The organism is Neisseria subflava (assembly GCF_024205745.1).
GTDB lineage: Bacteria > Pseudomonadota > Gammaproteobacteria > Burkholderiales > Neisseriaceae > Neisseria > Neisseria flavescens_B.
Genome location: NZ_CP073117.1, coordinates 339789 through 353480 on the forward strand (window position 1 = coordinate 339789; position 13692 = coordinate 353480).

Annotated in this window: 17 protein-coding genes; 3 read left to right on the forward strand and 14 right to left on the reverse strand. The window is 47.7% G+C overall.

All coding sequences use genetic code 11. From position 1 onward, the window contains the following. Positions 1-67 precede the first annotated feature (67 nt). On the forward strand, positions 68-529 hold the full coding sequence (gene dtd / locus KCG55_RS01610; RefSeq protein ID WP_254323195.1) for a D-aminoacyl-tRNA deacylase: 462 nt from the start codon (positions 68-70) through the stop codon (positions 527-529). A gap of 56 nt (positions 530-585) precedes the next feature. Here the strand turns inward: dtd and KCG55_RS01615 are convergent, their stop codons facing one another. The 14 genes from KCG55_RS01615 to hisC form a co-directional block, all read right to left on the reverse strand. Next, the gene (locus KCG55_RS01615; protein WP_254323196.1) at positions 586-1107 is read right to left on the reverse strand and encodes a gluconokinase, GntK/IdnK-type; all 522 of its coding nucleotides are present in this window, start codon (positions 1105-1107) and stop codon (positions 586-588) included. A gap of 90 nt (positions 1108-1197) precedes the next feature. Continuing rightward, positions 1198-2583, reverse strand: coding sequence for a GntP family permease (locus KCG55_RS01620; protein WP_254323197.1), 1386 nt, complete (start codon positions 2581-2583; stop codon positions 1198-1200). A gap of 575 nt (positions 2584-3158) precedes the next feature. After that, positions 3159-3935, reverse strand: coding sequence for a twin-arginine translocase subunit TatC (tatC, locus tag KCG55_RS01625; RefSeq protein ID WP_254323198.1), 777 nt, complete (start codon positions 3933-3935; stop codon positions 3159-3161). A 15-nt stretch (positions 3936-3950) separates the two neighbouring features. Then, positions 3951-4613, reverse strand: coding sequence for a Sec-independent protein translocase protein TatB (tatB, locus tag KCG55_RS01630; protein WP_254323199.1), 663 nt, complete (start codon positions 4611-4613; stop codon positions 3951-3953). A 3-nt stretch (positions 4614-4616) separates the two neighbouring features. After that, positions 4617-4820: a Sec-independent protein translocase subunit TatA gene (gene tatA, locus KCG55_RS01635; protein WP_003679438.1), complete on the reverse strand. Its 204-nt coding sequence runs from the start codon at positions 4818-4820 to the stop codon at positions 4617-4619. Between the two features lie 35 nt (positions 4821-4855). After that, the gene (locus KCG55_RS01640; RefSeq protein ID WP_049329536.1) at positions 4856-5179 is read right to left on the reverse strand and encodes a histidine triad nucleotide-binding protein; all 324 of its coding nucleotides are present in this window, start codon (positions 5177-5179) and stop codon (positions 4856-4858) included. A gap of 117 nt (positions 5180-5296) precedes the next feature. After that, a complete protein-coding gene (locus tag KCG55_RS01645; RefSeq protein ID WP_003679440.1) occupies positions 5297-5620 on the reverse strand; it encodes a phosphoribosyl-ATP diphosphatase in 324 nt (107 codons plus the stop codon). Between the two features lie 32 nt (positions 5621-5652). After that, entirely contained in the window at positions 5653-6060 is a 408-nt protein-coding gene (gene hisI / locus KCG55_RS01650) for a phosphoribosyl-AMP cyclohydrolase (protein ID WP_432761066.1), read from the reverse strand. Between the two features lie 43 nt (positions 6061-6103). After that, a complete protein-coding gene (hisF, locus tag KCG55_RS01655; RefSeq protein WP_003748652.1) occupies positions 6104-6871 on the reverse strand; it encodes an imidazole glycerol phosphate synthase subunit HisF in 768 nt (255 codons plus the stop codon). 40 nt (positions 6872-6911) lie between these two features. Beyond that, positions 6912-7229 carry a multidrug transporter MatE gene (locus KCG55_RS01660; RefSeq protein WP_254323200.1) on the reverse strand — a complete coding sequence of 106 codons (318 nt, stop codon included), beginning with the start codon at positions 7227-7229 and terminating at the stop codon, positions 6912-6914. A gap of 177 nt (positions 7230-7406) precedes the next feature. Further along, the gene (gene hisA, locus KCG55_RS01665; RefSeq protein ID WP_254323201.1) at positions 7407-8144 is read right to left on the reverse strand and encodes a 1-(5-phosphoribosyl)-5-[(5-phosphoribosylamino)methylideneamino]imidazole-4-carboxamide isomerase; all 738 of its coding nucleotides are present in this window, start codon (positions 8142-8144) and stop codon (positions 7407-7409) included. A 73-nt stretch (positions 8145-8217) separates the two neighbouring features. Then, entirely contained in the window at positions 8218-8862 is a 645-nt protein-coding gene (gene hisH / locus KCG55_RS01670) for an imidazole glycerol phosphate synthase subunit HisH (RefSeq protein ID WP_254323202.1), read from the reverse strand. 168 nt (positions 8863-9030) lie between these two features. Beyond that, positions 9031-9987, reverse strand: coding sequence for an imidazoleglycerol-phosphate dehydratase HisB (hisB, locus tag KCG55_RS01675; RefSeq protein WP_254323203.1), 957 nt, complete (start codon positions 9985-9987; stop codon positions 9031-9033). A 19-nt stretch (positions 9988-10006) separates the two neighbouring features. Beyond that, the gene (gene hisC, locus KCG55_RS01680) at positions 10007-11092 is read right to left on the reverse strand and encodes a histidinol-phosphate transaminase (protein WP_254323204.1); all 1086 of its coding nucleotides are present in this window, start codon (positions 11090-11092) and stop codon (positions 10007-10009) included. Between the two features lie 217 nt (positions 11093-11309). Between hisC and KCG55_RS01685 the strand changes: the two genes are divergently transcribed. Both KCG55_RS01685 and KCG55_RS01690 read left to right on the forward strand, forming a co-directional pair. Next, positions 11310-11666: a DUF2069 domain-containing protein gene (locus KCG55_RS01685; protein ID WP_254323205.1), complete on the forward strand. Its 357-nt coding sequence runs from the start codon at positions 11310-11312 to the stop codon at positions 11664-11666. Further along, the gene (locus KCG55_RS01690) at positions 11663-13495 is read left to right on the forward strand and encodes a PglL family O-oligosaccharyltransferase (protein WP_254323206.1); all 1833 of its coding nucleotides are present in this window, start codon (positions 11663-11665) and stop codon (positions 13493-13495) included. Before KCG55_RS01685 ends, KCG55_RS01690 begins: the two co-directional genes overlap by 4 nt. Positions 13496-13692 lie beyond the last annotated feature (197 nt).

Genomic DNA, 13692 nt, shown 5'->3' on the forward strand with positions numbered 1-13692 from the left:
AACTATATTTAAACCCAGAGGGCGTATCTTACGCCCTTTTTTACAACTCCTTTTATTCAAAAACATCATGCGTGCTGTTATCCAAAAAGTTACCCAAGCCAAAGTCGACGTTTTGTCTGAAAACTCCTGTGAAACCTGCGGCGAAATCAACAATGGATTTATGATATTGCTCGGCGTTACCCACACCGATACAGAAGCAGACGCCAAATATATTGCGGATAAAACCGCCAACCTGCGTATCTTTGAAGACGAAAACGGCAAATTAAATTTATCGCTCAAAGATGTCGGCGGCTCGATATTACTGGTTTCCCAGTTTACCCTTTACGCCGATGCACGCAGCGGCCGCCGCCCATCTTTCTCCAATGCCGCGCCCGCAGAACAAGCGGATAAGCTTTATCACTACACCGCACAACTTCTACGCGAACATGGCTTGACAGTCGAAACCGGCAGATTCCAAACCCATATGCAGGTTTCCCTTTGCAATGACGGGCCGGTCACTTTATTGCTTGACTCGCAAAAAACATTCTAAACCCCATCAAAAAAGGCCGTCTGAAATATTTCAGACGGCCTTTCCATTTCTGATCATTAATAAATCAAGCCTTGCGCTTTCACCCAGTTCACAATATCTGCCTCAACGGCTTCAGGCGAACCCGGATTGTCGATTTTGACACCGTATTCATCAGCACCCAGCTCTTCCAAAATCTCCAGCTGCGAATCCAGCATTCCGGCTTTCATATAATGCCCCTGACGCGACAGCATACGCTCAAGATTAATTGCTTGAGGCGGAGTCAGATGGATAAAAGCCACCTTCCCTTCCGCACCACGCAGAATATCGCGGTATTGGCGTTTGAGTGCGGAACAAGTAACGATGGAATATTTTTCCCCATTTTTTGCCTGCTCCGTCATCCAGTCACGCAAATTGCCCAGCCATGGGTAACGGTCTTCATCCGTCAACGGAATACCGGCACCCATCTTGTCGCGGTTGGCTTGGGTATGAAAATCGTCGCCTTCGGCATACGGACATCGGTTGAGATGTTTTTGCAAAGACAGCGCGGCAGTGGTTTTACCGCAACCGCACACGCCCATCATGACAAAATGTGTCGTCATTTTTCTACTCCTTGTTTATCTAGATTTTAACGGTATTTAAAAACGGGCAGATTGTGTTATCTCAAAAACACTATCCGCCCGTTCTTCCGATTAAACCAAAACAAACAATACTGAAGATAAGGCAAAACCGATGAGTGCAATAAGTGTTTGGTTGACCGTCCACGTCTTCAAGGTCGTCGGCACATCCATATTCAATAAACGACCGACAAGCCAGAAGCCGGAGTCGTTAAAGTGGCTGCAACCAACGGAACCTGCCGCCGTAGCCAAGACCACGCAAGTAATCTGCCAATCGCTGAAACCTGCCGTCGCAACGGCCGGTGCCATCAACGCGGCAGCGGTAGTCAATGCAACGGTCGCAGAACCTTGCGCAATACGCAAAGCCAAAGCCACCAAGAAACAGCCCAGCAAAACAGGAATACCCAAGTCCGCCATGCTGTCTGCCAAAGCCTTACCGATACCGGAGGCACGCAACACGCCGCCGAACATACCGCCCGCACCGGTAATCAAAATGACCGAGCAAACCGAACCCAATGCGCCATCGATGGTTTTCTCCAATGCGCTGGCTTTTTCACCACGTTTGCCACCCAATACATACAGGGCTACCAAAACGGAAATCAGCAAAGCAATCGGTGTCGAACCGATCATGCGACCAAATTGCACCCAACCTCCGTCTGCGCTGACGACTTTCTCACTGATTAAAGTGGATAAACCAGTATTCAAGAAAATCAACAGCATAGGAATCAGCATAATACCGACAACGGTAGATGCTTTTGCAGGTGCTTTCGGTTGGTCGTTATCTTGCGTACCGCCGCTGAGCAGGTCAGGAACAGGCACATGAATGCTGCGACCCAAAACTTTACCCAATAAATAGCCGCTGAAATACCAAGTAATCAAGGTAACAGGCAAACCTAAAATCAGCAGTTGACCGATGTTTGCACCATAAAATTCAGAAGCAGCAATCGGGCCGGGATGAGGCGGCAGGAAGACGTGCATGACCGAAAATGCGCCAATAGATGACAGCGCGTATGGCAGAACAGTCTGCTTCATACGGCGTGCCGTTGCAAACACAATCGGCAACATCACCACCAAGCCGGCATCAAAGAAAATTGGGAAACCAAAAATCAAAGAAGCCACACCTAAAGCAAATGGCGCACGATTCTCACCAAAAATCCGAATCAGCGCATCTGCCAGAGATTGAGCACCGCCGGAAGTTTCCACCAAACGGCCGAGCATTGCGCCCAAACCAACCAGCAACGCCACGCTGCCGAGCGTACCGCCAAAGTTTTTGACCAACACATCATTAACAATGCTGCCCATAGGCAGACCTGTTACGATGGCAGTCAGCAGGCTGACCAATACCAACGTCAGCAAGGCATGAACGCGCAGTTTTACAATCAAAATCAAGATCAGCAAAATCGCTGCCGCGGCGATACCGAGCAAGGTGCCGGCACTCAGCGTTTGAGTCCATCCATCCATTTTGAAGCCTTTCTCTGTAAGAAAAATACAAACTTATTAATGTTTCTTAACACATTTGGATACGATAACACATTTTTACACAGAATTATATGGCTGGATTTAGTCAAAATATAACCTTCTCTTTTTCAAAACCCTTTTGCCAGATGCTTGATAACTAAGGATGGCAAAGAAAAAACAAGAGCAATAAAAAGGCCGTCTGAAATGTAGTTAATTTTCGGACGGCCTGACATCATGCTTTCAATAAGACAGAAACGAATATTTTTTTATCAATTACCTAATATTAAGATTCTTGATTTATACCTTGGTAAAATCAACTCATTTTTCCAAACGGAATTCCGCTGTTTGGTATTGAAATCATCTTCAGAGCAACAGCCCATTGACGCATGAGGGACTGTTACGCATTACTGCTTCGATTTCGGCAAAATCCTCGGTCTAAATTTTTAGTCGCATCAAAAGAATTTGGGGCGATAGCGTTTTTATACGACTCCTAAACATCCATCATACTTTTTCTTAAAAACTCTGAAAGTGCCATGATACAAAGGCCGTCTGAAAAATTCTTCAGACGGCCTTAATTCTTAAACTTCTGCCGGTGGTTGCGGTGTATTTTCATCTTCCTGCTGCGTTTTCACTTTGGCAAAACGACTAAACCAAATGCCTGCTTCGTAGAGCAGAATCAGCGGAACAGCAAGCAGGGTTTGAGAAATTACGTCAGGCGGCGTGATGATTGCGGCCACGACAAACGCACCGACAATCACATACGGACGCGCATTCTTAAGCTGTCCAGTCGAAACAATGCCCATTTTGGCAAGCAACACCACAACGACGGGAACTTCAAACGTCGTACCGAATGCCACAAACATGCCCAAAATAAAGGACAGGTATTTGTCGATATCGGTCGCCATATTGACGCCGACAGGGGTTACACCGGCCAAGAATTTAAAAATAACGGGAAACACCAAAAAATAGGCAAACGCCATACCGACGAAGAAAAGCGTCACGCTGGACAACACCAGCGGCGTAATCAAACGTTTTTCATTTTGGTATAAGGCAGGAGCGACAAACGCCCAAACTTGATACAGCGTGTGCGGCAACGACAACAGAAACGCCGCCATCAAAGTAACCTTGACCGGCACAAAAAACGGCGCGATCACATCGGTCGCAATCATGCTGGTATCTTTAGGCAGATTGGCCATCAATGGTTCGGCAACAAAGGTATAGAGCTGCTGGGCAAACGGCATCATGCCCAAAAAGCAGACGACGATACCGATGACGATCCACATCATGCGGCGGCGCAGCTCGAGAAGATGCTCGATAAGCGGTTGGACGGGTTGTTCGTGTTGAGGTTCGGACACCGGTTGACTCACTTTTTACTTACGGACGCGCAGTTTGGGCTTGGCGTGGAATTTCGGGCGCATATCGCGTTTGCGGCTCATCGCCTGCTTACGCAAAGAAGTCGTATGCGGCGGAGGAACATCGGCAACAGGAGATTCGACATAGCTGACTTCTACCGCAGGAGCAGGTGAAACCGAAGCCGTCAAATACTCACGCCAAGCGCGATCTTGCTCGGACTCGGCATTTTCAGCCTCGACAAGCTCTTGGGTTTGCACTGCCCCACCCTGCTCAGAAGCTTGGATTGCACTTTCATTCTCAGTGCCGTTTGAAGCCATATCAGGCAAAGGATTGCCAAACTCATCCACACCGAAATCGGCAGGCGTTTTCTGTTCGGGCAGGCGTTCCCACGGCTTGAGGCCGTCTGAAATATCGCTCAGATTTTTTTGTGCATCGTTACCCAAGTCCTTGATACCGTCGCGAAACTCAGATGCGGCGGTTTCAAATTCCTGCTTCACCTTGCGTAATTCGTCCAACTCAGCCTGAGTGTTAAGCTCCTGCTTGACGTTGTTGACGAATCCTTGCAATTTACCGACCAAACGACCGGCCGTACGCGCGGCTTGCGGCAGACGTTCGGGGCCAAGCACTATCAGGGCGACAACGCCGACCAGCAGCAATTCGCCCAAACCGAAATCAAACATGGATTATGCTTTGTCTTCGTCTTTTTTGTGTTCGATGACTTCGTCTTTTTTGGCATCTTTGCCGTCTGTACCTTCGTTCAGGCCTTGTTTGAAGTCATGTACCGCACCGCCGAGGTCTTTGCCGACGTTGCGCAATTTTTTGGTACCGAATACCAAAACGACGATAATCAGTACGATAATCCAGTGCCAGAGAGAGAAGCTACCCATGATAAATCCTTGAATTTGTTAAAAATAGATAATAATTATGCAGGCGTACCCATGATATGGATATGCAGGTGGAAGACTTCTTGCCCGCCACCTTTGCCTGTGTTGATCAGGGTTTTGAAACCGTCGGTCAAACCTGCCTCATGGGCGATTTGAGGAACTTTCAACATCATTTTGCCCAACAGGGTTTGATGTTCGGCGGTTGCGTGTGCCAGTGAATCGAAGTGCACTTTCGGAATCAGCAACAGATGCACCGGCGCGGCAGGACGGATGTCTTTGAAACAAAGCATCTCGTCGTCTTCGTAAACGGTTTGTGCCGGAATATCTTTAGTTGCGATTTTGCAGAAAATACAATTATCCATAATGGCTCCAATGGCCGTCTGAAAACGGGCGTAACGAGTTTCGACCAAAAAAGGGAAATCGTTTTACCCAAAGAGACGGATTCTGAAACAGGTCAAATACGAGATTGTAATATAAATTCAAGATTCTTTGCGAGAAGCTTTTTCCACTAATCCCGACAAACCTTGACGGCGCGCAAGCTCGTTGACCACATCTTCGGCACGCAATCCGTGATGCGCCAATAAAACCATGGTATGAAACCACAAATCCGCCACTTCGTAAACCAAATGTTCGCCACCGCCATCTTTAGAGGCCATCAAGGTTTCACCCGCTTCCTCGATGACTTTTTTCAGAATCTTGTCTTCGCCTTTGTGCAGCAGTTGGGCAACATAAGAGGCATCCGGATCGCCGCCTTTGCGCGAATCGATGACGTTTTGAATTTGGGTAAGGATAGTATCGGTCATGGTCGGTTTCTCTTATTTTCTTTCAGACGGCCTTAAGGATGTTTATGTCCGTAAATCGCCTCTTCGTCTTTCAACACAGCATCGACTGCCTGCCATGCTCCGTCTTGCCAAACTTTGTAAAAACAGCTTTCACGCCCTGTATGACAGGCAATGCCGCCGTTTTGCTCAATCAGCATGACCACTGCGTCGCCATCGCAATCCAGGCGTAATTCGTGTACTTTTTGCGTATGTCCAGATTCTTCGCCCTTCATCCATTGTTTTTGGCGGGAACGGCTGTAATAGTGGGTAAAACCGGTTTCTACGGTTTTTTGCAGGGCCTCAGCGTTCATCCAGGCAACCATCAGCACACGGTGTGTCTGCCAATCTTGGGCAATCGCGCAAACCAAGCCTTTTTCATCAAATTTTACGGCATTCAGCAGCGTTTCGTTTATGTTCGACATTCGCGTTTTTCTCCCATATTTTCAGACGGCCTTTGGATAGCAATCACAAACGTACTTCAATTCCTGCTTCGCGCATGGCCAGTTTCGCTTCGCGGATACTCGCTTCGCCAAAGTGGAAAATACTGGCGGCCAATACCGCATCTGCCTTCCCTTCTTTAATACCGTCCACCAAATGCTGAACCGAACCGACGCCGCCGGAAGCAATGACCGGAATATCCACCGCCTCGCTGACCGCGCGCGTCAAAGGCAGGTTAAAACCTTGCTTGGTGCCGTCCCGATCCATACTGGTCAGCAAAATCTCGCCTGCACCGCGCCGCTGCATTTCGACAGCCCATTCCACCGCATCCAAACCGGTCGGATTACGTCCTCCGTGGGTAAAGATTTCCCAACGGGTGTTTTCAGGGTTGACTGCTTTGGCATCCACGGCAACAACAATCGCTTGCGAACCAAAAAAACCGGCCGCTTCGTTTACCAAATCAGGATTGGTTACAGCGGCCGTATTGATGCTGGCCTTATCGGCACCGGCATTAAGCAGACGACGGATATCGGCAACCGTGCGCACACCGCCGCCGACCGTCAATGGAATAAAAACTTGTGATGCGACTGCCTCAATAACGTGCAAAATAGTGTCGCGATTGTCACTGGAGGCAGTGATGTCCAAAAAGGTCAACTCATCCGCGCCTTCATCGTTGTAGCGTTTGGCAACGTCAACCGGATTGCCTGCATCGCGCAAGCCCAAAAAGTTGACACCTTTTACCACGCGACCGTCTTTTACATCCAGACAAGGAATAATTCGTTTTGCCAATGCCATACTCAATACCTATTATCCGTTATCAGGCCGTCTGAAACCGTCAGGCCAAAAATTTGCCCAACCAATCCGGCAAATGTTGCAACAGCTGAAAATAACCAATGCCGGCTATCATCGCCAAAACACAGGAAATAATGAAATTGCTGTCAATGCGGCCGACAATGGAAAAAATTAAACCGGCAAATGCCCAGATTATCCCGTTGAAAATCATCCAATAGGTATCGATAATCGGCAAATCAAACGCCGTCAGCTGCCGCAATATCACTGCAATCAGTGTAAACCACAAACTTTCGCTTAGCGGATACACTTCGCGGTCGGATGACCAGATAATCCAAAAACCCAAAACAAACGCTTCAAGCATACCAATCCCTTAATAAAATAAGATATTGAGTGAGTTGTTTTTTATAATTATTTCAGACAGATTTTAAGTCTAAGGACTTTGCAAAATGCCGCTTTTGAAGGTATTTTCAGCTATGCGCCAACTCCTGCGCTGTTACCCCTTGCAAAGCCCTAATCTGCATAATTAAACGCACTTAGGTCAAGCCAAAGAATCGGCCAGTTTTTGTGCCTGTACGAAATCAATACTCCCCTCATAAATTGCGCGGCCGGTAATCGCACCGCTCACACCCTCTTTTTCAACGGCACACAATGCGCGGATATCGTCCAAATTCGTCAAGCCGCCGGAAGCGATAATCGGGATATTCACTGATTGAGCCAATTTGACTGTAGCTTCGATATTCACCCCGCTCATCATGCCGTCGCGACCGATATCGGTATAAATAATGCTGTTGACACCATCGTCTTCAAAACGCTTGGCCAAATCGACGACATGGTGTTCCGTTACCGTTGCCCAACCGTCTATCGCCACCATGCCGTCTTTGGCATCCAAGCCGACAATAATCTGACCCGGAAATGCCTTACATGCTTCGCGTACAAATTCAGGATTTTTCACCGCGGCCGTACCGATAATCACATCGGTCAGCCCTAAATCCAAATACTTTTCGATGATGCCCAAATCACGGATACCGCCGCCAAGCTGTACCGGAATATCTTTGGCTACGGCGGCCAAAATTTCTTTAATCGCCGGAAAATTTTGAGGAACGCCTGCGAATGCGCCGTTCAAATCAACCAAATGCAAACGGCGTGCACCTTGATTGCGCCAATGCAACGCCATCTCTGCCGGCGAATCGGAAAATACCGTCGCCTGCTCCATCAAGCCTTGTTTTAAGCGAACACAGCGTCCTTCTTTCAAATCAATGGCAGGTATCAACAGCATTTTTTTCTCCTCTACTCAATTTCAGTATATTTTACACAAATTAGCGATTTTTAGTAGATTTATGTTAAAAGCCTCAAATCTGCCAATTTAAAAAATTACGCAGCAGCAGCAATCCTGCCTGATGGCTTTTTTCCGTATGGAACTGTGTGGCAAACACATTGTCCTTACCGACAATGCAGGCAAATTCATTCGGATATTCGCTGACGCCTAAAACAATCTCTTCATTTTTCGGTGCAAAATAATAGCTGTGAACAAAATAAAAATACTCGTTCTGCCCAATGTCTTGAAATAAAGGGTGCGGACGGGTTTGACGCACTGTATTCCAACCCATATGCGGTACTTTCAGACGGCCTCCCTGTGCATCGGTTTGATTGGGCAAAAACCGTTTTACTTGACCTTCAAACCAACCCAAACCATCTGTATCGCCTTCCTCACTGTGTTCAAACAATAATTGCGCACCTACGCAAATGCCAAAAAACGGCTTGTTTTTCAGGCCGTCTGAAACTACCTCACCCAAACCGCTTGCCTTCAGCGCCGACATACAATCCGGCATGGCACCCTGCCCCGGAAAGATAACCTTATCCGCCGCCATCACCTCTTCAGGCCGCGAAGTCAGATAAACCTCGGCATGTTTGTCAGACAAGACCTGAGCCGCCTGAACAGATTTCAATACTGAATGCAGGTTTCCCATTCCATAATCGACAATCGCTACTTTCATTGCTTCTCCTCAGGCCGTCTGAAAACATTTAATGATTAATATAATAATAAGAATGATTGTAGCAAAAGATGGTTTAAAACAAAATATTGTTGATATACAAGACAAATAATAAAGGCCATCTGAAATCCCAATCGGTTTCAGACGGCCTTTATTCATTCACACGATGCCTTATTCTTCAGATGCGGCTTCTGCTTCTTCTTGAACAGACTCTTCGCTCAGCGTGCCTTTGGTAGAAGGCGTTTGACCCACCATGCGCGGATCGTATTCGACCGCCATGCGCAATGCGCGGCCGAAGGCTTTGAAAACAGTCTCGGCTTGATGATGTGCATTACGGCCGCTCAAGTTATCGATGTGCAAAGTCATCATGCTGTGGTTCACAAGGCCGTGGAAAAATTCTTCAAACAAATCGACATCAAAACGGCCGATCAGGGCGCGGGTAAAGTCGATGTTGTACACCAAGCCAGGGCGGCCGGAAAGGTCGATGACTACACGGCTCAACGCTTCATCCAGCGGAACATAGGCATGGCCATAACGGGTAATGCCGGCTTTATTGCCAAGCGCTTGTTTCAGTGCCTGCCCCACCACGATACCGATGTCTTCAACCGTGTGGTGATCATCAATGTGCAAATCGCCTTTGCAGGTAATATCCAAGTCAATCAAACCATGACGTGCTACTTGGGCAAGCATGTGTTCAAGGAAAGGAACGCCGGTATCCAAGCGGTATTTACCGGTACCGTCAAGATTGAGGCTGACGGTAATTTGGGTTTCGCTGGTATTGCGGGTAACGGTAACAAAACGGCCTTCGGTTGAAACACCAGCTTCGACTGCTTCGACAGTTTGTTTTTCCAAACGCGCCGCCTCAACCGCTGCTGCTTTTTCTTGGTCTTTGCTATGATCACGGTTCAGCCAGCCTTTGCGTTTGTGCATGCCGGATTCCAACTTCGCAGCCAGGCTTGGACGAATGCCGCGTGCAGACTCATCGCCTGCTTGTTGTTCCAAACGGCGTTTGAGCTGAGACAAAGAGGCGGAGTTTTCATAACCGCATGCGCGTGCAAGCTTGGTCAATGAGCCGGCTTCTTCAACCAGTAACAGAAAATTGGTCAAATGCAGTTGAGCTTTGTTCATGATGATAGTTTCCTTGGAATCAAAGATTAGGGGAAAGGTTTTTAATAACGGCCAAGACGGCATCATTTTGCGCTGCCGAGCCTATGGTTATGCGGACACACTGATCCAAAAGCGGATGGCTGCCATGCAGTTTTTTAATTAGTATGCGGTTTTGCTTCAATGTTTCAAACAACTCGTTCGCATCAGGAACACGAACGGTAATAAAGTTGGCTTCGCTTGGAAAAACTTCCAAACGGTTTAATTTCAACAATTCATTCATCACGCGCGAACGCTCGTTTTTTAATGTATCAATGTTTTGCTGAATGATTTGATGATGTTTCAATGAGAATTTTGCCGCCGCCAAGCTTAATTGATTCATATTGTAAGGCGGAAGAATTTTAGCCATTTCACCCATAATGCTTGGGCTTGCCGCCGCATATCCCATCCGCAAGCCGGCAAAGCCGATTTTACTGATGGTGCGCATTACGACCAGGTTTTCGACTTCGCCCGCCCACGGAAGGAAACTGTCATGATGAAACGCACCATATGCCTCATCGACAACCACAATGCCGGTAGCCGCACGAATGACCGCCTCCACTTCTTCTCGCTTAAAGCACACGCCGGTAGGGTTATTGGGATAGGCAATAAAAATTAATGACGGCTGATGTTGCTCGATAGCGGACAAAACGGCAGGGAGATTCAAAGAGAAATCCGGATTTACGGGAACACCGACATATTCCATGCCATAAAGCGCGGCATTATGACGATACATAACGAAACTTGGCTCAATACCCAATACACGCGCATTTGGTTTGGCAACCAGCATAGTCAAAAACTGGATAAGCTCGTCGGAGCCGTTACCCAACGCGATTTCCGCTTTATCGGGAATACCGAAAACTTCCCTCAATTCTTCATAAATACCGCTCTTAGCAGTATGGGGATACAAATGAATCGGTGCCTGCTTTGCCAAATCTGCCCATTCTGACAATAAAGATTCATACCCGGCGAAAGGATGATGCGGACACTCCATGGCGTCCAACTTAATAAAACCTTCCGGCAAATCGGCAACCTGATAGGCTGTCATTACTTTAATATCATCACGGATAACATCAGCAACGCGATTCATGGTTTTCTATCCTCCTGAGATAAAGTATTTAGAATAATAGCACAATCTTTATTAAATATATATATTAATAAGACTATAAAACAAGATAAAGTTTCATTCGTTTGAAGAAAAAACAATAAATCCTTTCTTCAGTATCTTTAAGCAATATTCTTGGCTTACCCCGCCTTTTTAGCGGTATAATTTTAAGTTTCCAGTACGGCTTTACGCCCTCAATATTGTGAACAATACACGCTCCCCATTACCTTATCTTACAACTTCCGTAAGCCTTATCCTGCTGATTCTGCTTTCCTTATCATGGGAATTGTGGATCGCGCCATTGCGCGAAGGCGGCTCATGGCTGGCACTGAAAGCCCTGCCGCTGTGCCTGCCATTGACCGGCATTTTGAAAAAACGCATCTACACCTATCAATACAGCTCCATGCTGATTCTGATTTACTTTGCCGAAGCCTGTATGCGCCTGGCCGACACAGCCGTCGCCAGCCGGATTTGCGCCGCTGTTTCCGTATTATTGTGCATTGCCTTTTTCCTCGGCTGCCTTGCATTTATTAAACAACAAAAACACACATCAAAATGACCTACCACACACTTTCAGACGGCCTGACTGAATCTTCAGTAAAAACCTTTTGGCCTTTATGGCTCAGCTTTCTTTGGATTTGCGCCGTCCCTTTTCTCTCACTCTACCGCGTCGGCCCACTGCCCAGCTTTTATCTGGAAGCCATCTCACTGAGCGGCTCATTGGTACTGACATTGATTAGCGCACACAAAGGCCTGCTGAATATCCGCCTTCCTGCACTCAGTATCGGCTTGTTTGCCATGGCCGCATTTTGGTCGCTCCAAGCGCGCCTCATGCATTCCACCTACCCCGGCATGAGCGACATCACCGCCTGGACCTTTGTCATTTTGGCACTGGGCGCATGGTCGGTGCGGGGCTGGGTGACAGCTTACGGACAAGAACGCATCGTCAGCATCTTTGCTTGGTCTTTATTGATAGGTGCATCCATACAGGCTGCCATTGTCTGGCTGCAATTTAAAGGTTGGTCCAACGTAGAGTGGTTGAACGGCATCATCGCCCGAAGCAGCGGTACCGTAAACGGCCAACTCGGTCAGCGCAATCATTTGGGACATTATTTAATGTGGGGCATTTTGGCGGCATCCTATTTATGGACGGCGCGCAAAATGTCCAATGCAGCAGGTTTTCTGTTCGTATTGGCTTTGACTGCGACCCTCGGCCTTGTCAACTCGCGCACCATCTTAGGCTACATTGCCGCCCTATTCCTGATTACGCCGTTATGGTTTTGGCGTACCCGCTTCCAACACAAACGCGCACTGTGCATTTTCCTTCTGACCGCAATCCTGGCCGCCGCTTTCCAATTCGGCATGGGCAGCCTGTTGGATTTGTTTGGCAACATCAAATACGAAACCGCTGTCGAGCGCGCAGGCACCAGCGGTTTTGAAGGCTCCATGCGCCAAATCGAATGGAGTAAGGCATGGATTGCCTTTCAATCCGCGCCTTGGTTCGGGCATGGCTGGAACAGCTTTGCCCAGCAAACCTTCCTGATCAATGCCCAACAACAATACTTCCCCAACAATATCCTTGGCGTACTGTTTACCCATTCGCACAATATCGTCATGCAGTTATTGTCCGAAATGGGCATTGCCGGCACCTTGCTTGCAACCTTAACCCTGCTTGCAGCCGTATGGCGACTGTTGGGCCGCAACCAAACACCGGCTTCTCTGTTTTTACTGACCGCCGCTGCCGTCAGCCTCTGCCACAGCATGCTCGAATATCCGCTTTGGTATATCTACTTCCTCACCGTATTCAGCCTGATTCTGTCGCTGACACCTTCTTATCCGAAAGATATTTCAGATGGCCCTTTATCTACCCGAATCAGGCAGTGGGCAGGCGGTATAGCCGCTTTATCGATTTTAATCGGCATGGCAAACCTCAGCTGGGAATATCAAAATCTGACCCAATATAGCCGTGTAAAGGAAACCGACAATCCGCAAACAGTTCAAAATAAAATCGACGGCTTGCAGCAGCTTTCCAAAGAAAGCTCCATGCTTGCCTATTACGCCGATTTAAGTTTGAGCAAACGTGCCGACCCGACCGATGCCTACATCCGCCCGTGGGCAGAAGAAGCCGCACTCAAAGCCCTGACCTACCGCCCCTACTCCAGCGCCTATCAAGTCGGCCTCTACCTCTACCGACAAGGCAAAAAAGAAGAAGGTGCGCAATGGATGCAGGCAGTGCAATATTATTATCCGTATATGATGTATTTCTACGCCGACAAAATACGCAGCCATCCGGTATTCGCCCCACTGCTGCCCAAACTTTTGTCCGATTGCAAAGATTTCATCAATGCACCGAAACACCAAACTGCCAAATCATGTGACAAACCCTAAACAAAATACACTCAATTGTCAGTTTGTCCCTACAGGCCGTCTGAAAATGTAAAGAGCGACAAGTTTCTATGCAAAAAAGCGCAAAAGCACAGAAAATTACGCTATCAACAAAAGCAGATTGCATGTTAAGATTGAATACAACTCTATTTTAATCGCCGCACCGCCTATTTAGTGCCACGGCGCATACAATCACGAAA

What these genes read in the sequence shown, in the direction of transcription:
- tatB (WP_254323199.1), bottom strand. Translation starts at nt 4,613, where the DNA reads ATGTTTGATTTCGGTTTGGGCGAATTGCTGCTGGTCGGCGTTGTCGCC.
- KCG55_RS01690 (WP_254323206.1), top strand. Translation starts at nt 11,663, where the DNA reads ATGACCTACCACACACTTTCAGACGGCCTGACTGAATCTTCAGTAAAA.
- hisB (WP_254323203.1), bottom strand. Translation starts at nt 9,987, where the DNA reads ATGAACAAAGCTCAACTGCATTTGACCAATTTTCTGTTACTGGTTGAA.
- hisA (WP_254323201.1), bottom strand. Translation starts at nt 8,144, where the DNA reads ATGCTGTTGATACCTGCCATTGATTTGAAAGAAGGACGCTGTGTTCGC.
- hisH (WP_254323202.1), bottom strand. Translation starts at nt 8,862, where the DNA reads ATGAAAGTAGCGATTGTCGATTATGGAATGGGAAACCTGCATTCAGTA.
- KCG55_RS01640 (WP_049329536.1), bottom strand. Translation starts at nt 5,179, where the DNA reads ATGGATAATTGTATTTTCTGCAAAATCGCAACTAAAGATATTCCGGCA.
- tatA (WP_003679438.1), bottom strand. Translation starts at nt 4,820, where the DNA reads ATGGGTAGCTTCTCTCTCTGGCACTGGATTATCGTACTGATTATCGTC.
- hisF (WP_003748652.1), bottom strand. Translation starts at nt 6,871, where the DNA reads ATGGCATTGGCAAAACGAATTATTCCTTGTCTGGATGTAAAAGACGGT.
- dtd (WP_254323195.1), top strand. Translation starts at nt 68, where the DNA reads ATGCGTGCTGTTATCCAAAAAGTTACCCAAGCCAAAGTCGACGTTTTG.
- hisI (WP_432761066.1), bottom strand. Translation starts at nt 6,060, where the DNA reads ATGTCGAACATAAACGAAACGCTGCTGAATGCCGTAAAATTTGATGAA.
- KCG55_RS01645 (WP_003679440.1), bottom strand. Translation starts at nt 5,620, where the DNA reads ATGACCGATACTATCCTTACCCAAATTCAAAACGTCATCGATTCGCGC.
- KCG55_RS01620 (WP_254323197.1), bottom strand. Translation starts at nt 2,583, where the DNA reads ATGGATGGATGGACTCAAACGCTGAGTGCCGGCACCTTGCTCGGTATC.
- KCG55_RS01615 (WP_254323196.1), bottom strand. Translation starts at nt 1,107, where the DNA reads ATGACGACACATTTTGTCATGATGGGCGTGTGCGGTTGCGGTAAAACC.
- hisC (WP_254323204.1), bottom strand. Translation starts at nt 11,092, where the DNA reads ATGAATCGCGTTGCTGATGTTATCCGTGATGATATTAAAGTAATGACA.
- KCG55_RS01660 (WP_254323200.1), bottom strand. Translation starts at nt 7,229, where the DNA reads ATGCTTGAAGCGTTTGTTTTGGGTTTTTGGATTATCTGGTCATCCGAC.